This window comes from Aeromonas sp. R4-3 (assembly GCF_040908275.1).
Lineage (GTDB): Bacteria > Pseudomonadota > Gammaproteobacteria > Enterobacterales > Aeromonadaceae > Aeromonas > Aeromonas rivipollensis.
This window is the reverse complement of the sequence record NZ_JBFODK010000015.1, coordinates 18,666-40,418: the sequence shown is the minus strand read 5'-3', so window position 1 is coordinate 40,418 and position 21,753 is coordinate 18,666. Positions and strand designations below refer to the sequence as shown.

Here is a 21,753-nt window from a genome sequence, read left to right as displayed (position 1 = left end):
TAGCATCATATGGTGGAATGATCTCTACATGAGACCTGACTTAACTCGGCGTATTTATCAGAATTGTTTCGACACTGGTGATCTTGAGGTATTGGTACAAATGTACTCTAAAGCTGCCTTTCACGACACCTCCACGTGAGGCAACAGTAGCACCTCGATTTGAAACCAGAATTTAACCATTAGAAAAAAAGTGGGGGGATATGTGGGGGGATTAAATCAACATTAAAGTTAATGGTTTGAACTTATTGGGTTTTTTCATTAAAAATGCCGGTCACTGACCGGCATTTTTGCAAGAGGAGCAGGGAGGCTTAGCCCAGATTGGCGGCGACCCGTTCCTGGCGCTTCTGCTTGAACAGATAGCCCAGACCCAGCACCAGTACCCAGGCCGGGATCAGCTCGACCGAGATGCGGGTGCCGTCGTTCATGTACATGATCACCAGGATGGCGGCCATGAAGGCGAGGCAGAGGTAGTTGCCAAAGGGGCTCCAGAGCGCCTTGAACTTGGTAGTCACCCCTTCGGCAGCCTTGACCTTGCGGAACTTGAGGTGGGCGAGGCTGATCATGGCCCAGTTGATGACCAGGGCGGAGACCACCAGCGACATCAAGAGACCGAAAGCCTTGCCCGGGATCAGGTAGTTGATCAGCACGCACAGCAAGGTGGCTGCTGCAGAGATGGTGATGGCGGTCAGGGGAACACCGCTCTTGTTAGTCTTGAGCAGGGCCTTGGGACCGTTGCCTTGCTTGGCCAGGCCAAACAGCATGCGGCTGTTGCAGTAGACACAGCTGTTGTAGACGGAGAGCGCCGCAGTCAGCACCACCAGGTTGAGCACGTTGGCCACCAGGTTGCTGTCGAGAGCATGGAAGATCATCACGAAGGGACTGCCGCCTTCGACCACCTTGCCCCAGGGGTAGAGGGAGAGCAGCACGGTCAGAGCGCCGATATAGAAGATGAGGATGCGGTAGATCACCTGATTGGTGGCCTTGGGAATGCTCTTCTCGGGATTGTCCGCCTCTGCCGCCGTGATGCCGACCAGCTCCAGACCACCGAAGGAGAACATGATGAAGGCCATGGCCATCACCAGGCCGCCCACCCCGTTGGGGAAGAAGCCACCCTGGGCCCAGAGGTTGCTGACGGAGGCATCGGGGCCGCCGGTGCCGGAGAACAGCAGGTAACCACCGAAGCCTATCATGCCGAGGATGGCCACGACCTTGATGATGGCGAACCAGAACTCCATCTCGCCAAACGCCTTGACGTTGGAGAGGTTGATGGCGTTGATCAGCACGAAGAAGAAGGCCGCCGACATCCAGGTCGGGATCTCGGGCCACCAGTACTGTACGTAGATGCCGACTGCCGTCAGCTCCGCCATGCTCACCAGCACATAGAGCACCCAGTAGTTCCAGCCGGAGGCGAAACCGGCGAAGTCACCCCAGTACTTGTAGGCGAAGTGACTGAACGAGCCGGCCACCGGCTCTTCCACCACCATCTCGCCGAGCTGGCGCATGATGAGGAAGGCGATGAAGCCTCCGATGGCGTAACCAAGCAGTACCGAGGGGCCTGCCATCTTGATGGTGTCGGCAATGCCGAGGAACAGGCCGGTACCTATGGCACCGCCCAGTGCGATGAGCTGGATGTGGCGGTTTTTCAGGCCGCGCTTGAGCTCTTCGCCGTCTTGTTGAAGATCCATTCTTCCTTCCTTACGTCGCTGAATTCACTCGTCTCGCGCCTCGTCTGCCATGGCACTTCCTGTGCCCGGCGCGGCATCTTGTGCCGAAAACGTGACGAAATCCGTATTAATATCGTTACGGTTTGCCGCGCACTGTTTTTTATGGCGGCTACCAACCCGAGCAGAATAGTGATAATCGACCGCTCGTGCACCTGTTTTCCTCATCATTGGTTTGCTTTGTGGCCAATGTTCAGGTTTTTCATGATCTGGGAAGGGATTTTGGAAGTGATTGCTGGTTTTGTGGTCAGTTGGTTTTGGTGCTATTGACCTGGCGGTGGTTTAATGGGCTAGTAGCCCTTTTCAAGGAAGGACTCATATGATCGAAGGTATTGTCGGTGGCTTGCTGCTCGCCACGCTCTGGTTGGGGATCTGGCTCTCCCCTATGTTGTTGACCATGGCAGCGGCCTGCTTGATGGTCTGGGGATGGCAGGGGGCGGATTATCTGGTGAACAACGTCACCATGGTGCTGATACTCGCCGCCGGGCTTGGCCTGCTACCCGCCTGCTGGTTGAGCGAGCGGGTACGCAAACGCCACGGTTTGCTGCGTTTTCATGGCATCTTGATGAACAACCGGGAGCTCAACAAGCCCGGCTCCCGTCCTCGCCCCTGATCCTCATGACGCCGACGGATCCGCCGGCGTCATTTCTCCCTGTCTTGCTGTCTTATTATCTTGCCACTCGCCAATCTGATAGTGCTTGATATGGCTATTTTCATGCGGGCTAGCAGAGTTGGCGGCGAAGGCCGGTTGCCTCCAGGATCTTGGCGCTGATCTCCTCCACCGAGTGGGAGCTGGTGTCGAGGAAGCGGATCGCCTCCTGGCGGAACAGCCGCTCCACGCTTGCCAGCTCCTGCTCGCACTGCTCAAGAGAGGAGTAGCGACTGTTGGCGCGGCGCTGGTTGCGGATCTCGTGCAGCCGTTGGGGGGCTATGGTGAGACCGAACAGCTTGTGGCGGTTGGCCTTGAGCGGGGCGGGCAGCTCCAGCGAGCCCATGTCCTGCTCGATAAAGGGGTAGTTGGCGGCACGAATGCCAAATTGCAGCGCCAGATAGAGGCTGGTCGGCGTCTTGCCGCAGCGGGAGACCCCGATGAGGATGATGTCGGCCTCGTCATACTCCTTGGTGGTGATGCCGTCGTCATTGCTGAGGGCGAAGTTGACCGCCTCGATGCGATCGTCATAGAGCTTGCGGTTCTCCATGCCGTGGGTGCGGTGGAGCCTGGGCTCGGCCTTGATCCCGAGCTCCTGCTCGAGGGGGCTCACGAAGGTGTTAAGAAAATCGTGGCTGCTGGCTTGGGCCTTGAGCACCTCTTCCCTCACCTGGGGGTCGACTATGGTGTGAAACAGTATGGGGCGCACCCCGGTCTGGCGAAATTGTTCATCGATGCGGGCCCGCACCTGGCGCGCCTTTTCCTGGGTCTCCACGAAGGGGATGGTGACCTGTTCGAAGACCAGCGGAAACTGGCTCAACACGGCATGACCGAACACCTCGGCGGTGATGGCGGTGCCGTCGGATACATAGAATACGGTGTGCACAGCGGACTCCTGTGGTGTGCTCCTGGGGGGTTGCGAGCAATCAGTATCTCTCGAAACCATATCTCTTTTGTCAACAGGTCTGCCATTCCCAAGTTGTGAACTCGCTTGCAAACCTGAGTCGTTACCTTTTTGTGTCGGTATTGTAGAATGCCTGTGTCAAACGGCCATCCCCAACTCTTGCTCGGGGATTTTTTTGACAATAAGTAGAAAACGTTTTCATGGTCGTTGGCAACAGACACTAACAAAAACACACGACTTGGCACAGCTGGTGCGTTGACACCCTGGCCCACCAACCTGGAGACATGCAAATGCAACAGTACGTACTCTGGTACGAACAGCTCGGTATGCAGGACGTAGAGCGCGTCGGCGGCAAGAATGCATCCCTTGGCGAGATGATCAGCAACCTCTCCGGTGCCGGCGTGTCCGTGCCGGGCGGCTTTGCGACCACCGCCTTTGCGTTTAACGAGTTTCTGGAGTTAAGCGGCCTCAACGGCAAGATCCACGACCTGCTCGACAGCCTGGATGTAGACGACATCGCCGCCCTCAACCGGGCTGGTCAGCAGATCCGTGACTGGGTGGTGGACGCCCCCTTCCAGCCTGCGCTGGAGCAGGCGGTGCGCGAGGCCTATGACAAGCTGAGCGCTGGCCTCGAGGCTTCCTTTGCGGTGCGCTCCTCCGCCACGGCCGAAGACATGCCGGATGCCTCCTTCGCCGGTCAGCAGGAGACCTTCCTCAACGTGCGCGGCATAGACTCTGTCATGACCGCCATCAAGCATGTGTTTGCGTCGCTGTTCAACGATCGCGCCATCTCCTACCGGGTGCATCAGGGCTATGACCACAAGGGTGTGGCCCTCTCCGCCGGGGTGCAGCGCATGGTGCGCTCGGACTTGGCCGCCTCCGGCGTCATGTTCACCCTGGACACCGAATCCGGTTTCAACGACGTGGTCTTCATCACAGGCGCCCAAGGCCTGGGTGAAATGGTGGTGCAGGGGGCCGTCAACCCGGACGAGTTCTATGTCCACAAGCCGACCCTGAAATCGGGTCGCCCCGCCGTGGTGCGCAAGACGCTGGGCTCCAAGCTCATCAAGATGACCTACTCCGAAGACGCCGGTCACGGCCGTCAGGTGAAGATCGTCGACACCAGTGAGGCCGAGCGCAACCGCTTCTGCATCACGGATGAGGAAGTGATGGCGCTGGCGAGGCAGGCCCTCATCATAGAACAGCACTACGGCCGCCCCATGGACATCGAGTGGGCCAAGGATGGTCAGGACGGTCAGCTCTACATAGTCCAGGCCCGTCCGGAAACCGTGCGCAGTCGCCAGGAGGCGAATACGCTCGAGCGTTTTGCACTCAAGCAATCCGGCAAGGTGCTGATCGAGGGGCGTGCCATCGGCCACAAGATTGGCTCTGGCCCGGCGCGGGTCATCTCCTCCATCAGCCAGATGGACGAGGTGCAGCCAGGCGACGTGCTGGTCACCGACATGACGGATCCGGACTGGGAGCCCATCATGAAGCGGGCCTCCGCCATCGTCACCAACCGGGGTGGCCGCACCTGCCACGCCGCCATCATAGCCCGTGAGCTGGGCATCCCGGCCGTGGTCGGCTGTGGCGATGCCACCGACCGCATCGAGGCGGGTCAGCTCATCACCGTCTCCTGCGCGGAAGGGGACACCGGCTTCATCTATGACGGCGAGCTCGACTTCGACGTGGCGGTGACCGAGGTGGGCAACATGCCGCGCCTGCCCATCAAGATCATGATGAACGTCGGCAACCCGGACAGGGCCTTTGATTTTGCCCAGTTGCCCAATGCCGGTGTGGGTCTGGCGCGCCTCGAGTTCATCATCAACCGCATGATAGGGGTGCACCCCAAGGCGCTGCTGGAATTCGACAAGCAGAGCCCGGAGCTGCAGGCGACCATAGCCAAGATGATCGCCGGTTACGACAGCCCCCGTGAATACTACGTGGCCAAGCTGAGTGAAGGGATCGCCACCCTGGCCGCCGCCTTCTGGCCGGAGCGGGTCATAGTGCGGATGTCGGACTTCAAGTCCAACGAATACGCCAACCTGGTGGGGGGCCGTGGCTACGAGCCCCACGAAGAGAACCCCATGATCGGCTTCCGGGGCGCGTCGCGCTACATCGCCGACAGCTTCCGCCCCTGCTTCGCCCTCGAATGCGAGGCGATGAAGCGGGTGCGCGACGTCATGGGCCTGACCAACGTCGAGGTGATGATCCCCTTCGTGCGCACCGTGGGCGAGGCGGAGCAGGTGGTGGAGATCCTGGCGGAGAACGGCCTGCGCCGCGGCGAGCGGGGGCTGAAAGTCATCATGATGTGCGAGCTGCCCTCCAACGCCCTGCTGGCGGACAAGTTCCTCGAGCACTTCGATGGCTTCTCCATCGGCTCCAATGACATGACCCAGTTGACCCTCGGGCTGGACCGGGATTCGGGCCTCATCGCCCACCTGTTCGATGAGCGCAACGAGGCGGTCAAGGCGCTGCTGGCGATGGCCATCGCCGCGGCCCGCAAGGCGGGCAAGTACGTCGGCATCTGCGGCCAGGGCCCGTCCGATCACCCGGACTTCGCCGCCTGGCTGGTCGAGCAGGGCATAGATTCTGTGTCGCTGAATCCGGATACCGTGGTCGACACCTGGCTCTATCTGGCCGAGCAGAATAAGGCTGGCTGAGCCAGCACAGGCAGCTCCCTACCATAATCCATGACGGCACCTTTTCGGTGCCGTTTTTTATTACCAATATGGTGCTGTGTTGATTATGCGTTCATGCAAGATGAATTGGACCTAATCTCTCTCGCTCTATATGGGAGTGTTATCGCCGGGTGGGCATTGGAGGATGGGGTTGCGGCGGTGTAGTGGCTAAAGACGAGGGGGCCCATGGCCCCCTCGATGAGATGACGCCTTCAGTGCGAGGCGTGCTTCACTTGGGCTGCTGCTCGGCGCCGGCCAGTTCGATCTGCACCTTCACGCCTTCCTGCTGGAGCCGGGCGCTGATGGCGTTCAGATCGGTGCCGGGTTTGGCCTCCAGCAGGGCGATGCCGCCACTGCTCTGCTTGAAGCTCAGACCGTGGCGCTTGGCCAGTGCCCTGGCCTGAGGCTCGTCGGCTTCGATCAGCAGGGTACCGCTGACGGTGAGCTCAGGGCTGGCGACCCCTTGCAGCAAGACGTCACCGCTGCGCAGGCCAGGTTGTGCCGCCTTGCCATCCAGGCTGCGGGCGACGCGCTTCTTGCTGCCGTTGTCCGGCGTGAGGTAGGTCTGGCCGTTCACCTCTATGGTGCTGTACTGCTTGCCCTCGATAACCACCGACTCTTCGGCCGTGGCCTGAGCGGAAACCGAGGCCAGCAGGCTTGCCAGGGCAAAGCTGAGTAAGCTGTGTTTCATGTTGTGACTCCTGTGCGATTAGAGGGAAGCTGCTTCATGGCCGATCACCCGCAGGGACCAGTTGAGCAGTTGACCCGGCTGGCTGTTGTTGCGCTCGGTCAGGGTCGTGCGGGCATTGGTGCTGCGATTGAGCAGCGAGACCTGACGAGTGCCGCTGGCGACGTCGGTCACCGCCAGTTGCCACTGGCCCTGGGCCGATTCACCGTAGAACTTGTGGGAGAGCATGCGCATGTCACGCAGCCCCTTGGTGCGCACATAACCCAGTTGCTGCCGGTCGAGGGATTGACCCACCAGGCTGTTGTTGGGGTTGAGCAGCACGCTGCGGGTGCCGGAGGGCGAGATGAGCTCGATCAGCAGATCGGGCAGTCGTTGGTGATCCAGACTGACCTGCACCTGCACCGCTTCCACCGTCAACGCCTGCTCGACCCGGGTGCTGGAGGTGGTCGGACTGCTGCCCAGATCCGGGATGGCGCCCTGGGCGTTACCTTGCACAGTGACCTTCTGCCACGGCAGCTGTACCAGCGCCGGCAAGGGGTTGTGGGTGGCGGCGCTCGCCAGGGCCTTGTTCACATCGATGAGGCCAAAGCCGTAGGTCGGGTTGAACCAGATCCCGGCGGCGTTGCGCTCCCAGCCTTCCAGCCCTGTCACCCGGCGTTGCTGACCATTGGCGGCCGTGTAGCTCAGCGTGACCGCTGCCTGGTTGGCATCGATGCGGGTGGCGTTGCGTGCCAGCAGATCCCGCAGATCCCGCACCGACAGGTCCGGATAGGCTGACATCAGCAGCGCCATGGCGCCAGCGGTGTTCGGGGTGGCCGAAGAGGTGCCGTTCATGGTGCCGTTGTAGTCACAGCCGGCATCCAGCGCCGGGTTGCCGTGCAGCCGGTTGGCGCTCTGACGATCGGTACGGTTGTAGCCCAGGTCGCAGCCGGGCAGATCCGTGGTGACCATGGCCGGTGAGGCGGTGCCATACTCGCCGCCCGGGGCCGTCAGGAAGACGTTGCTACCGACGCTGGAGTAGGAGGAGCGCACGCCGTCCGCGTTGCTGGCACTGACCACCAGGTTCCAGAAGTTGCTGTTTGAAGGATCTATGTTGCTGTTTTCAAACGGCAGTCTGAGCTCGCCGCCGGTGCGGTTGAGAACATAGTTGCCGGCGGCAATGCGGCTGAAGCCGTTGCCCGCGGCCTTGATGTAAGCGGCCCCTTGCGCCTTCAGGGTCATCTGCTCGAACAGGCGATCCAGTTGCACCTGGTTGAGCCCGCCGGCTCCCTGGGGGTCGACCAGGCTCATGCCGTAGCTCTGGTTGAAGACGCGGTTGTCGCGGCTGGCCTGGCTGTTGCCGAGGGCATAGAGCCAGTCTTGCTGCAACTGCTGGCTATTGTCGTCGAGCAGGTTGAAGCCTTGCAGCTGGGCACGGGGGGCCACGCCCCGGGTTCCGATGGCGTTGTCGACCGCGGCTATGATGCCGGAGACAGAGGTGCCGTGGGCACTGTCCGGATCGGTCGGCGTCGGATCGTCGCTGCCGGTCACCACGTTACGTGAACCGGGGCGGACGTTGTCGGCGAGATCCGGGTGGGCTATGGCCAGACCGTCGTCCACGACAGCCACATTGATCCCCTGGCCGAGCACCTCTGTGCGGTGGGCCCACCAGAGGTTGAGGTCATTGCCCGCCACGCCGCCACGGGCACTGAAGGCATGCTGGCCACTGTTGAGCAGGTGCCACTGCTGGTCCTGCAAGGGGTTGATGCCGGGCAGGCAGCGCTGTGCGCTGGTGCGGCCGGTATCCATGTCGACTTCTCTGCCGGTGAGGGGGGTACAACTCTCGGCAGCCTGAGCCGAGACGACAGGCAGGGCCGAGAGCAGGGCCGTGATTGCCAATGCTAACGATGTTTTTCTCATTGATAAACTCCATCTTAAGGGCGCACCGTCCGAGGTGCGACGGGCATCTATACATGAGAAAAGACGATTCAAAAGGCTCTCATTTCGGAGTTGAGAGGGGGCTCAAAGAAATCTCATTCGAGCCCATATGGGGGTATCAATGGGGCAGATTACGTGTTTCATTGAGAGTCATTCGCATTCAATGCTAATGATCTTTTTGTCGATAGAAGGGCCTGCTGTCAAGCGCCCCTCACCACCTGCCAAGGCTGCCGCTGGTCGCTATCCCTGTTAAGGTAAGGGCAAAACAGCACTCAGGACGGATCCATGACTCTTTTGCAGTGGCAATCAGCCAGCTTGGCTCTTCACGGCGACCAGACTCTCTTCATCCCCGACCTCACCCTGGCGCCTCAGGCGTGCTGGGCCTTCGTCGGCAGCAACGGTAGCGGCAAGACGGCGCTGGCTTCTGCCCTGTGCGGCGAGCTGGCCGTCCGTGCAGGGGGGGTGACTGGCCGGGTGAGGGCCGAGCGCCTCTCGTTTGAGTCGCAACAGCGGCTCGGGGAGCTGGACTGGCAGCGGCGCAACACCGACATGCTGGGGGAAGAGGAGGAGGCGGGCTATCGGGTGTCGACTCTGATGCTGGAGGAGGGGGGAGAGGAGGCGCAAGCCCGCTCGCTGCTGGCTCGCTTCGGCATCGAGTTCCTGTGGGATCGCCCCTATCGCCATCTCTCGAGCGGGGAGGGGCGCAAGCTGCTGCTGGCCCGCGCCCTGCTGGGGCAACCCGAGCTGCTGGTGCTGGACGAGCCCTTCGATGGCCTGGATCAGGGCTCGCGTAGGGATCTGATGTCGCTGCTGGCGCAATTGGTGGCGCAGGGGCAACGTCTGGTGGTGATCGTCAACCGCTTCGACGAGATCCCCCCCTTCGCCAGTCACCTCGGCCTGCTCGGGGAGCGCCGCCTGCTGCTGGCGGGGGAGCGTGACGCCGTGCTCGGCAGTCAGGAGGTGGCCCAGCTGGCACGGGCCGAGGGGCAGAGTCCGCAGCTGCCCCCGCCGCTCCAGGCGCCCACGCCCCTGCCCGCCGGCCCCCGGGTACAGATGCGCGCCTTGCGCGTCGCCTACGGGGAGCAAGTCATCATAGACGGGCTCGACTGGACCATTTCCGAGGGGGAGCACTGGCAACTGGTGGGGCCCAACGGCGCCGGCAAGTCGACACTGCTCACCCTTATCACAGGGGATCATCCGCAGGGGTACAGCAATGATCTGCGCCTGTTCGGGGTGCGTCGGGGCAGTGGCGAGAGCATCTGGGAGATCAAGCGCCACATCGGCCTGGTCAGCCCGGCCCTGCACCTGGACTATCGCGTCCATTGTTCGGTGCAGACGGTGATCCTCTCCGGCTTTTATGACTCCATCGGCCTCTATACCCGCCCGGGGGATCGCCAGCTGGCGCTCGCCAACCAGTGGCTGGCCCTGCTGGGGCTAAAGGATCAGGGGGCGCTGCCCTTCCACGCCCTCTCCTTTGGTCAGCAGCGTCTGGTGCTGATTGCCCGAGCCCTGGTCAAGCATCCGCCGCTGCTCATTTTGGATGAGCCCCTGCAGGGGCTGGATCCCTTGAACCGCCACCTGGTGCGGGAGATGGTGGTGCGCCTCATAGGGGAAGGCACCCAGTTGCTGTTCGTCTCCCACCACCCCGAGGATGCGCCCCCCGGCCTCAGCCACCGCCTGAGTTTCTTGCCGGACGGCGCCGGGGGCTATCGCTATCTGCAGGAAAAGCTGGATGAGGGGTCTGCCTAGGCCTATTTGACGAGCGCCAGGATCTGGCGAAACGCCGGATGGCGGCAATCTCCCATCAGATCAAAGAGGCACATCTCCACCGAGGTGAGGGCTGCGCCCCGGGCCGCCAGCTGGCTGATGGCGAGATCCCGGTTGGCGGCGGTGCGGGATGACGTTGCATCCACCACCAAAGAGACCCGGGCGCCGCTTGCCAGCAGCCCCTGCACGCTCTGGTAGACGCAGATATGGGCCTCGATGCCGCATACCAGCCAGTGACTGACCCCGGTTCTGGCCAGGGCGGCGGCGACCGTCGTCTCCCTCAGGGCGCCGAAGCTGAACTTCGGCAGCACAAGGGAACCCGTCTGCTGCGGCTGCAACTCGGGCACTGTGGCCCCGAGCTTGTCCGGGTTCTGCTCCAGCCAGACAACCGGCAACCCCAGCGCCTTGGCTCCCTGCACCAGTCGGGCCGTGTTGGCGATGAGCGACTCGCTCCCCTCGACCAGACGGGCCAGCTTGCCCTGGATATCGACGACCAACAGGCCGGTGGTGGAAGTGGTCAGCATGGTTGCTCCTATTTTGGCTTGCTTAGCTGAGTCGCCCGTTTCTTGTCTCTGACCCATAATACTGAATTGTCAGTCTTCTTCATTTCGAATAGGTCAATAGCTAGAAAAAGGTCACTGAGTTTTTTGAAACCATAGTTTCGTTGATCAAATGAGGCGTGATTTGATATATGGTTTCCTATCGCCCCCAGCATTGCCCATCCTCCACCTTCTTCTACTGCATCCACGGCTTGACGCAATAAATTTATAAGGCGATCGTCACTTTTCAAATTTTTTGTTTGCTTTGCTACTGGCAGTTCTTCTTTTATATTTTGTAGCTCTGCATCCAAATAGAGGAAACGAGAGCAACTATTGACGAATGGCATTGATGCCTTGCGCTCACCAAATCCAATCACAAATTTACCATCAGCCAGACAGCGAGTGACAAGAGGGGTAAAATCGCAATCTGAAGAGACGAGGCATATGACGTCGACATCCTTGGTATAGAGCACGTCCATCACATCAATAACCAAGGCCATATCTGTGGCATTTTTTCCCTTGGTCAGATCAAATTGCTGTACTGGCTGAATGGCAAATTCATGCAGTATTTCCTCCCACCCTTTGAGCGTCGGGTTTTTCCAATTGCCATATGCTTTGCGAATATTGACGACGCCATAGCGAGCTAGTTCAGACAATACATTCTCAATCTTGCTCGCTGGAGCATTATCGGCATCAATAAATACCGCGATTTTTTCCTTATCTTTCAAATGACCTCCTGTCATTTCATTTTTATAAAAATCTAGAATTATCCCGCCTCATACTGCAACTCCAACATCACACCACCACAATAGGCCAGTTGTGCCTCAAGCGGGGAGGGGGAAAACGCGATAACTGCGTGCGTTATCAAAGATTTTCAGCTCGGGGCCGGAGGGACTTCACCGCCACCTGGCCAAGCTTGCCCGGTTTTGTTGCTTGGCGAAGGGGAAAAGCTCTGTTATGGTGTCGTCTATTAGCCGTTTGGATGGCTAGATGGTTGTGGTGTCGGCCTTGATGATGACAGCGCAGCCCCACCACTTTGATGACCATTTTGACAGGGAGTTTCTATGCAGCGTCGTTCCTTCTTCACCCTCTCCGCCCTCGCGCTGCTCGCCAGCAGCCTGCCGCTGTCAGCCTTTGCCATCGATGAGGCGAAGAAAGAGATAGTGATTGGCACCACTGTCGGGGACTTTGCCGACATGGTGACCGACTCCATCAAGCCGCAGCTGGAGGCCAAGGGCTACAAGGTCAAACTGGTGGAGTTCACCGACTACGTGACCCCCAACATCGCCCTGGCGGACGGCTCGCTGGATGTGAACTGCTTCCAGCACAAACCCTATCTGGAGAGCTTCTCCAAAGACAGGGGCCTCTCCCTGGCCCCCATAACCCAGGTGCCGACCGGCCCCATGGGGCTCTATGCCGGCAAGCTGGGGGATCTCAAGGCCCTGAAAGAGGGGAGCACAGTCGCCATTCCCAACGACCCCACCAACCAGGCGAGGGCCCTGCTGATGCTGCAGGACTTGGGCTGGCTCACCCTGAAAGAGGGGATCAACCCCCTCAAGGCGAGCGAGTTCGATGTGGTGAGCAATCCCCACGACATCAAGCTGGTGCTGCTGGAGGCGGCGCAACTGCCCCGCTCCCGTGAAGACGTGGACTTCTCCGTCATCAACGGCAACTTCGCCGCCTCGAGCGGGATCCCGTTCAGCACCGGGCTCTTCCTCGAGCGCAGCTATGACTTCATCAACTGGGTGGTGGTCAAAGGGGCCGATGCGGACAAGCCGTTCGCCAAGGATGTGGCGGCCGCCTACAACTCCCCCGAGTTCAAGGCCTATGCCGCCAAGCGCTTCGTCGGCTACAAGTACCCCCAGGGCTGGCAGAGCCAGGGCTGAGAGCAGAGCCAGGGCTGAGGGCTGAAAGCAGCACCTGCGATAAAAAAACGGGCACCTTGGTGCCCGTTTTTTTATCTGGGAGAATCAGTAGTGGTGCAGCCACCAGCGGGCGGCGACGAGGGCGGTGAGGCTGCCAAGCAGGGCGCTCGCCAGCACGTCCAGGGGCCAGTGCATGCCGATCAGGGTGCGCGACAGGCCGATGCCGATGGCCCAGAGCGGCAGCAGCCAGACCCCGGTGGGGGCCCGGGCCAGCCAGATCAGCCCAAAGAACTGGGCCAGGCTCATGGCGGCTATGCTGTGGCCGGAGGGGAAGGCGTAGTTCACTTCCGTCTGCCAGTGGTGGCCTAGCCAGGCTGGCAGCGCCAGCAACTGGGTCGCGGCGTGGACCTGTTCACTGCGAAGCGTACTGCTGCCGGCATAGAACTGGCGGATGGCGGGGATAAGCTCCTGGCTCTCCAGCCAGAGCAGGTAGGGCCTTGGCTCCTCGGTCAGCTGCTTGATGAGGCTTTTAATGATCCAGTCGCTCGCCAGCGCGGCAAAGAGAGCGCCCGCGAGGGCCAGCAGGGCGGTGTGGCCGAGCGTCAGCTTGTGTCGGGTCAGCAGCAAGAGGGCTGCGATGGTGATGGCAAGGCCGGGCAGGTCCACCATGCGGGTGAGGGCATAGGGCCACCAGAGCCAGTCCGATTGCAGGGCACTCGTCATGAAGGGTTGCCAGGGGAGGCAGACGAGCAGCAACAGCGGCAGCAGCAGTATGGCGTTGAAACCAAGCACCTGGCGGCGTGGCAACGAAGAGGCATGAGTCGGCATGAGAGGGCTCGTAACAGGTGCGCATGACAGGGGCGGATGATAAAGAGGCGTCATTGTGCCAGCCCGGCCCCCCTGGTCAAGCCAGGGGGCGCGAGGGCAACATGTTGTTACATATGAGTGCTGTGGATGCCCGGGAAGCCCCTTCGACGCCCTGGCAACCTGTGGCCCCAAGAAAGCGTGCTTCCTTCATCTATGGCAGCCCGAGAACAAGTCTCTGAAAAATCGGCCCGCTTGGGCTAGAATGGCGCGCCTGTGGCTGGTTGTGGATGAGAAGAGAGCCGATGAAGATCGTCGTTGATGAAAATATGCCCCATGCCTGCGAGCTGTTTGCCGAATTTGGCGAGGTCATCCCCCTGCCTGGGCGGCAGATAGGGGCGGCGGATCTGCGGGATGCCGACGTGCTGCTGGTGCGCTCGGTGACCCGGGTCGATGCCGGGCTGCTCGCCGACTGCCCGCGGCTTGGTTTCGTCGGTACCGCCACCATAGGCACGGATCACATCGACACCGCCCTCCTGGCCGAGCGGGGCATCCCCTTCTTCAGCGCCCCCGGCTGCAACAAGTATTCGGTCGGCGACTATGTGCTCTCAGCCCTGCTGGTGCTGGCGGAGCGCCATGAGCTCAGCCTCGATCAGATGAGCCTCGCCGTCATCGGCGCTGGCAACACAGGGGAGTGCGTGGCGGGCAAGGCAGAGGCGCTCGGTATGCGGGTGCTGCGCTGCGATCCGCCGCGGGCCCGCCAGGAGGGCGCCGCCGGCTTCGTTGACTACCCCACGGCACTCTCGGCCGACATCGTCAGCTTCCATGTGCCCCTGACCCGGGAGGGGCCGGAGCCGACCTTCCACCTGCTGGGGGCGCAGGAGATAACCGCGCTGCCCAAGGGCCAGTTCCTTATCAATGCCTCCCGGGGCGAGGTGTGGGACAACCAGGCGCTGCTCGCCCGCCAGTTGGGTGACGAGCCATTGCGGCTGGTGATGGATGTGTGGGAAGGGGAGCCTGAGCCGCTCAAGGCCCTGGTGCCCCATACCGAGCTTGCCACCCCGCACATCGCGGGCTACAGCCTGGAGGGCAAGGCCCGCGGCACCTGGATGCTCTATCAGGCGCTCTGCCAGCAGCTGGGGCGTATGCCGCGCCAGGATCTGCAATCCCTGCTGCCCGCCCCCGAGGTGCGTGAGCTGACGCCGGGTCAGCCCGCCGATCAGGGGTTGATCAAGCAGCTGGTCCATCTCATCTATGACGTGCGCCGGGACGATGCCCGCTTTCGCAACCGGATTGGGGTGCCTGGCAGCTTCGATGGGCAGCGCAAGGACTATCCGGAGCGGCGCGAGCTCTCCTCCTTGCAGGTCAGCGGCCCCTTCGCCTGCGACAGGCTGGCCCGGCTGGGCTTTGCCATCTCGCAAAAATAAACCGGAATTCATGCGGGGCTCCGATCACCAGATCGGGGCCATCCGTTTCGGCCCGGCACCCTGCCGGCCGACCATCAGACAGATCACGCTTGCCACCCCTGATGCCGACCCGGTCGGCCTCATCGGCGGGCAATATCACAGGAGAGAACATCAGTGAGTCAACAATTCAACGTAGCTGTACTGGGCGCGAGCGGCGCCGTGGGTCAGGCCATGATCGAGATCCTGGAGGAGCGTGCCTTCCCGGTCGCCACCCTCTATCCCCTGGCCTCCAGCCGCAGCGCCGGTGATACGGTGCGCTTTGGCGGCAAGAATATCGAGATCAAGGATGTCGAGGAGTTTGACTGGAGCCAGGTGCAGATCGCCCTCTTCTCCGCCGGGGCCGAGGTCTCTGCCAAGTGGGCGCCCATCGCGGCCGAGCAGGGCTGCATCGTCATCGACAACACCTCCTGCTTCCGTTACGACGAAGACATCCCCCTGGTCATTCCGGAAGTGAACCCGGATGCCCTGGCGGATTTTCGCAATCGCAACATCATCGCCAACCCCAACTGCTCCACCATACAGATGCTGGTGGCCCTCAAGCCCCTGCAGGACGAGGTGGGCATAGCCCGCATCAACGTGGCGACCTACCAGTCCGTCTCCGGCTCCGGCAAGGAAGGGGTGAGCGAGCTGGCCGGTCAGACCGCCCATCTGCTCAACGGCCGTCCGGTGGAGCCGACCCTCTACCCGCAGCAGATCGCCTTCAACCTGATCCCGCAGATCGACAGCTTCACCGACAACGGTTACACCCGTGAAGAGATGAAGATGGTGTGGGAGACCCAGAAGATCCTGGGGGATGCCAGCATAGCCGTGAACCCCACCTGCGTGCGGGTGCCCGTCTTCTACGGTCACGCCGAGGCGGTTCACGTCGAGCTGCACCAGCCGCTGGACGCCGAGCAGGTCAAGGAGCTGCTGCGCAATGCCCCGGGTGTCACCCTGTTCGAAGACGATGCAGACTACCCGACCCCGGTGCGCGACGGCACCGGCAAGGACGAGGTGCTGGTCGGCCGGGTACGCCAGGATATTTCTCATCCGAGCGGTATCAATATGTGGATCGTGGCCGATAACGTTCGTAAGGGCGCGGCGACCAACAGCGTGCAGATCGCCGAACTGCTGGTGCGCGATTACCTCTGAGGCCCTGTTGCGGGGAGGGAACCCCGCCCTAGGAGGTGACTGAGAGGCTAGGGATGTGACCGGGGGCGCACTCTCCGGTTTTAAGAATGTCGCGTGATATCAGTGAGCTAGGTTTTTTTCTACACTCGGGTTCAGATCTGGGACTCATGTCTGGCCTGGATCGGGCTCGCACCTGATAGGCGCCGGACGGGAAATATGTCGGATCGCTGGCTTGAGACCGGCGGCTGATTTATATTGAGCCGATTGTTTTGGGGTAACTATCCAGATTTTTCAATGTGATAGGGCCATCATACGAAGGAACGAATATGGGACATTCCCGCATAACGCTGGCAACGCTACTCGCATTGGGTCTTCTGGGCACGGCTCAGGCCGATGAGGCGGGGCGAGAGCCTTTCTTTGTCGAGCTCAAGGGCCCGGAGGGTGCCGCGCCTCCTGTCGTTCAACCTCAGGCCCAGCCCGTGGCACCGGCCCAGCCGGCTCCCAGGGCTCAGCCCATGGTGCGTCAGGCGCCCAGCGCGGCGGCTGGCAGCTATGGCCCTGTCCGTTCTACCGATACCCTCTGGAGTCTGGCGAGCAAGCATCGCCCCTCCAGCCGGGTGACCGTCTACCAGACCATGGTGGCGATCTACGACAAGAATCCCCGTAGTTTTGCCGACGGCAACATCAACCACATCCTGGTGGGATCCCGCATTCTGCTGCCCAGCGCCGCCGAGGCGGGCCGCATCACGGACGCCGAGGCCCGTCGCCGCTTCAACAGCGACAACGCCAGCTGGAAGGGGCTGAGCCCCAAATACCTGGCCGAGAAGCAGCCCCATCCGGTGGTGACCAAGCCGGCGGCCAGCGCGTCGGTCAAGGCCGTGGCCAAGGCGGCCCCCCTTCCGACGGCCGCCCCCAAGGTGAGCGCGCCACAGGCGGCCACCGAGGTGACGGCGATCGCCAAGGCGGTCGAGCCGGCCCCGGCGGCAAGTACTGCCGCGCCAACCGCTGCCCCGGCCCCCTTGCCGGTCAGTGCCGCGACCGTGGTGGGCAAACCCTCCACCGAGATGGCGCTGGCGCTGGAAGATGCCAACGCCCAGCTCGGTCAGGTCACCGAGATGAACCACAGGCTCAAGCTGCGCCTGCAGTCCCTGACCGAAGAGGTGGAGACCCTCAAGGCCCAGTTGCAGGATCAGACCGCGCTGCAAAAAGAGGTGGCGGAGCTCAAGGCCAAGCCGGTGCCGCCCGTGGTGGCCCCCGAACCCAAGCAGAACTGGGTGATGGAGCTGCTCGCCTCGCCGCTGAACCTCGCCATGATCATTTTGCTGCCCGTACTGCTGGTGCTGGCGCTGGTGACGCTCTGGCTGCGGGCCCGCGCCCGCCGCGAGCTGGAAGAGCAGGAGAAGAGCCTGTCGGAGTCCACCTCCATGGTAATGGGGGAGGAGAGCAGCGAGTTTGACCAGCTGATGACGGTCGGCATCGCCGATGACGAGCCCATGCACCCCATGCCGGATCTCAATGAGCCGGGTGGCAATGGCAGCCAGGAGGGGGCCAAGGCCCCGACTGACGTCATCTTCAGCGATGATGAGATGGCCCTGTCCGCCTTCGATGTGGAGCCTGCGGTGACGACGGCCAACCGGGATCCGGATCTGGTGCCCGAGCTCGATCTGGCCCACGAGGGGGACTTCGGTCTGCCCCAGGCCCCTGAGCTGGATCTCTCCGGCGAGTCCGAGGCCAAGGCCCGGGCCAGCGACGAGATCATGAGCGAGGAGGAGCTGCAAGCAGCCCTGTTCGCCGAGCTGGATGCCGATCTCGAGGCCGATCTCAGCCAGGCGCAGGCGCAGGGCAGAAGCCAGCGCGATGGGGCGCTCGCCAACTTTGATCTCAGCGATCTCGAGACCGACTTCCACGAGCCTGCCACCGACGCCCGGGGCGACGACGCCTATGGCAAGGATGATATCGATGACATGCTGGCCGAGCTCGGACTCGAACCGACGCAGGCCAAGGGCGCTGCCCAACCGCCGGCCTGGGATCCCAACGAGCTGGCCCTGGCCGACTTCGAGGATGCCTTCACCGAGGTGGAGTCCCATCAGGGCGCTCTGACACCCCGTGAACAGGCACAGGCGAATGACTACGTGGAGATAGACAAACTCCTGGCCGAGGCCAACGCCAGCAGCACCGAGCAGGAGCCCTACCAGGGCTTCTCCCTGGACGTGGGGCTGGATGGCTTCCCCGAGGTGTTGCCGGAGTCTACCGGGTTCGATGTGGATGCCGATGACGGCGGCGTGGGGGCCAAGCTGGATCTGGCCCGGGCCTACCTCGAGATCGACGACAAGGAGAGCGCCCGCGAGCTGCTGCAAGAGGCGGCGGCCCAGGGCAGCGAGCACCAGCGCAGCGAAGCCGAGAAGCTGCTCAGGCGCCTGGGGTGATCCCCCTTTGCCGCTGATGAACACAGAGGGCAGCCCGCGGGCTGCCCTCTTTCATCCAGGCCACCGGCACGGGATGCCGGCCCGAACTGGGACTTTTGGGCCCAAGGGCGTATAATCCGGCCCGTTTCTTTCATCCTTTCCCCACAAGACAAGATTCATCCATGCGAATTGCCCTAGGTATTGAATACGACGGCAGCCGGTATTTCGGCTGGCAGCGTCAGCGCGAAGTGATCAGCGTGCAGGCCGAACTGGAAAAAGCCCTCAGCCGCATCGCCAACCACCCCGTCTCCATCCAGTGCGCCGGCCGTACCGATGCCGGGGTGCACGCCACAGGTCAGGTGATCCACTTCGATACCGAGGCCAACCGCGCCGAGGGCGCCTGGACCCTGGGGCTCAACTCCAACCTGCCCCCTGACATCGCCGTGCGCTGGGTCAAGGAGGTGGACGAGAGCTTCCACGCCCGCTTCAGCGCCACCGCCCGTCGCTACCGTTATGTGATCTACAACCATAACTTCCGCCCGGCCATTCTCGGCAGCGGCGTCAGCCACTACCACGAGACCATAGACGCCGACCTGATGCACCAGGCGGGCCAGAGCCTGCTCGGGGAACACGACTTCAGCACCTTCCGCGCCATCGCCTGCCAGTCCAACACCCCCTGGCGCAATGTGACCCACCTGTGCGTCAGCCGCTCCGGCCCCTACATAGTGCTCGACATCAAGGCCAACGCCTTCCTACACCACATGGTGCGCAACATCACCGGCTCCCTGCTGCTGGTGGGGCAGGGCCTCAAACCGGTGGAGTGGATAGCCGAGGTGCTGGCGGCAAAGGATCGCAATCTGGCGGGGCCGACCGCCAAGGCGGGGGGGCTCTATCTGGTGGACGTGGATTACCCGGCCGAGTTTGGCCTGCCGCAGTTGCCGCTTGGCCCGCTGTGGCTGCCGGACTCGGCACCGGGTACGACCAGTTTTTAGTAACTGGGCCCGAAAATTTGTGGTTTAATGATCCGTCATTTATTGCCATCGAGCCGTAAGTCATTGAACAATCAAGGCCCGATGCGTTTTGTCAGGCACAAAAGCATTAAGGAATTCCATGAGCTGGCTTGAGAAGATCCTTCCCAAGAGCAAGATCACTACACCGCGTCGTCACAACATTCCGGAAGGGGTGTGGACCAAGTGTACCGCTTGCGAACAGGTGCTCTACCGGGCAGAACTGGAGCGCAATCTCGAAGTGTGCCCCAAGTGTGATCATCATATGCGGATCAGCGCCCGCGCCCGCCTCGAGAGCTTCCTCGACGAGCAGGGCCGCACCGAAGTCGGTGCCGAGCTGGAGCCGCAGGACATCTTGAAATTCAAGGATTCCAAGCGCTACAAGGATCGTTTGTCTGCCGCTCAGAAAGAGACGGGAGAAAAAGATGCGCTGGTGGTGATGAAGGGGACCCTCAAGGGGGTGCCGGTCGTCGCCTGTTCATTCGAGTTCTCCTTCATCGGTGGCTCCATGTCCTCCGTGGTCGGTGCCCGCTTCGTGCGCGCCGTCGAGGAGTGCATCAAGGAAGGCCGCGGCCTGGTCTGCTTCTCCACCTCTGGTGGGGCGCGGATGCAGGAAGCGCTCTTCTCCCTGATGCAGATGGCCAAGACCAGTGCGGCGCTCGATCGCCTCACCAAGGCGGGCCTGCCCTTCATCTCTGTGCTGACCGACCCCACCATGGGGGGCGTCTCCGCCAGTCTGGCCATGCTGGGTGACATCAACGTGGGCGAGCCCAAGGCGCTGATCGGCTTCGCCGGTCCCCGCGTCATCGAGCAGACAGTGCGCGAGAAGCTGCCGGAAGGCTTCCAGCGCTCCGAGTTCCTGCTGGAGAAGGGCGCCATCGATCTCATCATCGACAGGCGCGAAATGCGCAACCGTCTGGCCGGCCTGCTGGCCAAGCTGATGAACACTCAGGTCATCGAAGACTGAACATGAGTTCGCACATGCAACAATCTCAAAGCCGGTCGCTGGTCGACTGGCTTTCTTATTTGGAACAGATCCACCCGGTCAATATCGACATGGGGCTGGAGCGGGTCGGCGCCGTCGCCCGGCGCATGGGTCTCACCCGGTTGCCGTTCAAGGTGATCACTGTGGCGGGCACCAACGGCAAGGGCTCCTCCTGTGCCATGGCCGCCAGCATACTGATGGCCGCCGGTTACAAGGTAGGGGTCTACTCCTCGCCGCACCTGCTGCGCTTTACCGAGCGGGTGCGTATCGACGGGGCCGAGCTCTCTGACAGCGAGCACTGCGCCGCCTTTGCCGAGGTGGAAGCCGCTCGCGGCGAGATAGCGCTCACCTTCTTCGAGTTCGCCACCTTGGCGGGCCTGTGGCTCTTCTGCCGCGCCGCCCCCGATGTGCTGCTGCTGGAAGTGGGGCTGGGCGGCCGGCTCGACGCCACCAATGTGGTGGAGTCCGATGTGGCCATGATTACCTCCATTGCGCTGGATCACTGCGACTGGCTCGGGGATACCCGAGAAGCGGTGGCGGTGGAAAAAGCCGGCGTCTACCGCGCAGGCAAACCTGCCATCAGCGGCGAGCCCAATCCCCCAGCGACCATAGCCTCAGAGGCGCAGCGCCTCGGTGCCTGTCTGCGTCAGGTCGGCCGCGACTTCCACGGCGATGAGCAGGATTCCGGTTGGGATTACCACGGCCTGAACCACTGGCTGGGGCTGCCCAAACCGGCCCTGCCGCTGATGAACGCGGTGACCGTGCTGGCGGCGCTGGAATCCCTCGGTTTGCCATTGGCGGAGTCCGCGATCCGTGAAGGGCTGGCCAATGCCCGGCTGGCGGGGCGGATGCAGCGTCTGCAAGACGAGCCGCTCGTCATCGTCGATGTGGCCCACAACCCCCATTCGGCGGCTTATCTGGCGAGCCAGCTACGCCAGATCCCCGGCAAGGGCAAGCGCCGCGCCGTGGTCGGCATGCTGAAAGACAAGGACATGGCGGGGTCGCTGGCCGAACTCGATGGCCTCATCGACCAGTGGTTCCTGGCAAGCCTCACAGGCCCGCGCGCCGCGACTGCAGAGCAGCTTGCCGTGGCCCTCGGGGACGGGCAGGGACCGGCGGCGACCTTTGACGGCGTGAGCGCGGCTTATCTTGCTGCCCTGGCCGCATCGAGTCCTGATGATATGGTCATCGTCTTTGGTTCGTTTTACACTGTCGCCGACGTGCTGGCGGCGAGCGCCTGAGCGG

At 62.1% G+C, this 21,753-nt stretch carries 17 protein-coding genes; 10 read left to right on the top strand and 7 right to left on the bottom strand.

The window, feature by feature from the left end; translation table 11 throughout:
* Positions 1-308 precede the first annotated feature (308 nt).
* Positions 309-1,685, bottom strand: a complete 1,377-nt coding sequence (locus AB5Y91_RS02960; RefSeq protein ID WP_111911572.1) for an amino acid permease — start codon at positions 1,683-1,685, stop codon at positions 309-311.
* A 355-nt stretch (positions 1,686-2,040) separates the two neighbouring features.
* Here AB5Y91_RS02960 and AB5Y91_RS02955 point away from each other — a divergent pair, with 355 nt between their 5' ends.
* Positions 2,041-2,334 carry a hypothetical protein gene (locus tag AB5Y91_RS02955; RefSeq protein ID WP_253264968.1) on the top strand — a complete coding sequence of 98 codons (294 nt, stop codon included), beginning with the start codon at positions 2,041-2,043 and terminating at the stop codon, positions 2,332-2,334.
* A gap of 109 nt (positions 2,335-2,443) precedes the next feature.
* On the opposite strand, the gene AB5Y91_RS02950 is transcribed toward AB5Y91_RS02955, so the two are convergent.
* Positions 2,444-3,256: a pyruvate, water dikinase regulatory protein gene (locus AB5Y91_RS02950; RefSeq protein WP_042649732.1), complete on the bottom strand. Its 813-nt coding sequence runs from the start codon at positions 3,254-3,256 to the stop codon at positions 2,444-2,446.
* A 308-nt stretch (positions 3,257-3,564) separates the two neighbouring features.
* On the opposite strand from AB5Y91_RS02950, the gene ppsA reads away from it, so the two are divergent.
* The gene (gene ppsA, locus AB5Y91_RS02945) at positions 3,565-5,937 is read left to right on the top strand and encodes a phosphoenolpyruvate synthase (protein WP_368169039.1); all 2,373 of its coding nucleotides are present in this window, start codon (positions 3,565-3,567) and stop codon (positions 5,935-5,937) included.
* Positions 5,938-6,184: 247 nt separating this feature from the next.
* On the opposite strand, the gene AB5Y91_RS02940 is transcribed toward ppsA, so the two are convergent.
* The gene (locus tag AB5Y91_RS02940) at positions 6,185-6,646 is read right to left on the bottom strand and encodes a hypothetical protein (protein ID WP_368169038.1); all 462 of its coding nucleotides are present in this window, start codon (positions 6,644-6,646) and stop codon (positions 6,185-6,187) included.
* Between the two features lie 18 nt (positions 6,647-6,664).
* On the bottom strand, positions 6,665-8,542 hold the full coding sequence (locus AB5Y91_RS02935; RefSeq protein WP_368169037.1) for a S8 family serine peptidase: 1,878 nt from the start codon (positions 8,540-8,542) through the stop codon (positions 6,665-6,667).
* A 303-nt stretch (positions 8,543-8,845) separates the two neighbouring features.
* Here AB5Y91_RS02935 and modF point away from each other — a divergent pair, with 303 nt between their 5' ends.
* Positions 8,846-10,309: a molybdate ABC transporter ATP-binding protein ModF gene (modF, locus tag AB5Y91_RS02930; protein ID WP_368169036.1), complete on the top strand. Its 1,464-nt coding sequence runs from the start codon at positions 8,846-8,848 to the stop codon at positions 10,307-10,309.
* Positions 10,310-10,311: 2 nt separating this feature from the next.
* On the opposite strand, the gene AB5Y91_RS02925 is transcribed toward modF, so the two are convergent.
* Together AB5Y91_RS02925 and AB5Y91_RS02920 are read right to left on the bottom strand one after the other, a co-directional pair.
* Positions 10,312-10,851 carry an isochorismatase family protein gene (locus AB5Y91_RS02925; protein WP_368169035.1) on the bottom strand — a complete coding sequence of 180 codons (540 nt, stop codon included), beginning with the start codon at positions 10,849-10,851 and terminating at the stop codon, positions 10,312-10,314.
* An 8-nt stretch (positions 10,852-10,859) separates the two neighbouring features.
* Entirely contained in the window at positions 10,860-11,594 is a 735-nt protein-coding gene (locus AB5Y91_RS02920) for an NYN domain-containing protein (protein WP_368169034.1), read from the bottom strand.
* A gap of 336 nt (positions 11,595-11,930) precedes the next feature.
* Between AB5Y91_RS02920 and AB5Y91_RS02915 the strand changes: the two genes are divergently transcribed.
* Positions 11,931-12,752, top strand: a complete 822-nt coding sequence (locus AB5Y91_RS02915) for a MetQ/NlpA family ABC transporter substrate-binding protein (protein WP_106886485.1) — start codon at positions 11,931-11,933, stop codon at positions 12,750-12,752.
* Between the two features lie 84 nt (positions 12,753-12,836).
* Here the strand turns inward: AB5Y91_RS02915 and AB5Y91_RS02910 are convergent, their stop codons facing one another.
* The gene (locus AB5Y91_RS02910; protein WP_163137230.1) at positions 12,837-13,559 is read right to left on the bottom strand and encodes a phosphatase PAP2 family protein; all 723 of its coding nucleotides are present in this window, start codon (positions 13,557-13,559) and stop codon (positions 12,837-12,839) included.
* A 281-nt stretch (positions 13,560-13,840) separates the two neighbouring features.
* On the opposite strand from AB5Y91_RS02910, the gene AB5Y91_RS02905 reads away from it, so the two are divergent.
* The 6 genes from AB5Y91_RS02905 (at position 13,841) to folC (ending at position 21,749) form a co-directional block, all read left to right on the top strand.
* Positions 13,841-14,962: a 4-phosphoerythronate dehydrogenase gene (locus AB5Y91_RS02905; RefSeq protein ID WP_368169033.1), complete on the top strand. Its 1,122-nt coding sequence runs from the start codon at positions 13,841-13,843 to the stop codon at positions 14,960-14,962.
* A 153-nt stretch (positions 14,963-15,115) separates the two neighbouring features.
* Positions 15,116-16,132, top strand: coding sequence for an aspartate-semialdehyde dehydrogenase (locus AB5Y91_RS02900; protein WP_111911552.1), 1,017 nt, complete (start codon positions 15,116-15,118; stop codon positions 16,130-16,132).
* A gap of 305 nt (positions 16,133-16,437) precedes the next feature.
* Positions 16,438-18,537 (top strand): FimV/HubP family polar landmark protein, encoded by a 2,100-nt coding sequence (locus AB5Y91_RS02895; protein ID WP_368169032.1) that lies wholly within the window; start codon positions 16,438-16,440, stop codon positions 18,535-18,537.
* A gap of 161 nt (positions 18,538-18,698) precedes the next feature.
* Positions 18,699-19,508, top strand: coding sequence for a tRNA pseudouridine(38-40) synthase TruA (gene truA / locus AB5Y91_RS02890; RefSeq protein WP_163148640.1), 810 nt, complete (start codon positions 18,699-18,701; stop codon positions 19,506-19,508).
* 118 nt (positions 19,509-19,626) lie between these two features.
* Positions 19,627-20,490: an acetyl-CoA carboxylase, carboxyltransferase subunit beta gene (gene accD, locus AB5Y91_RS02885; protein WP_025327347.1), complete on the top strand. Its 864-nt coding sequence runs from the start codon at positions 19,627-19,629 to the stop codon at positions 20,488-20,490.
* A 2-nt stretch (positions 20,491-20,492) separates the two neighbouring features.
* Complete coding sequence (gene folC / locus AB5Y91_RS02880) at positions 20,493-21,749, top strand: bifunctional tetrahydrofolate synthase/dihydrofolate synthase (RefSeq protein WP_368169031.1); 1,257 nt, start codon at positions 20,493-20,495, stop codon at positions 21,747-21,749.
* Positions 21,750-21,753: the final 4 nt, after the last annotated feature.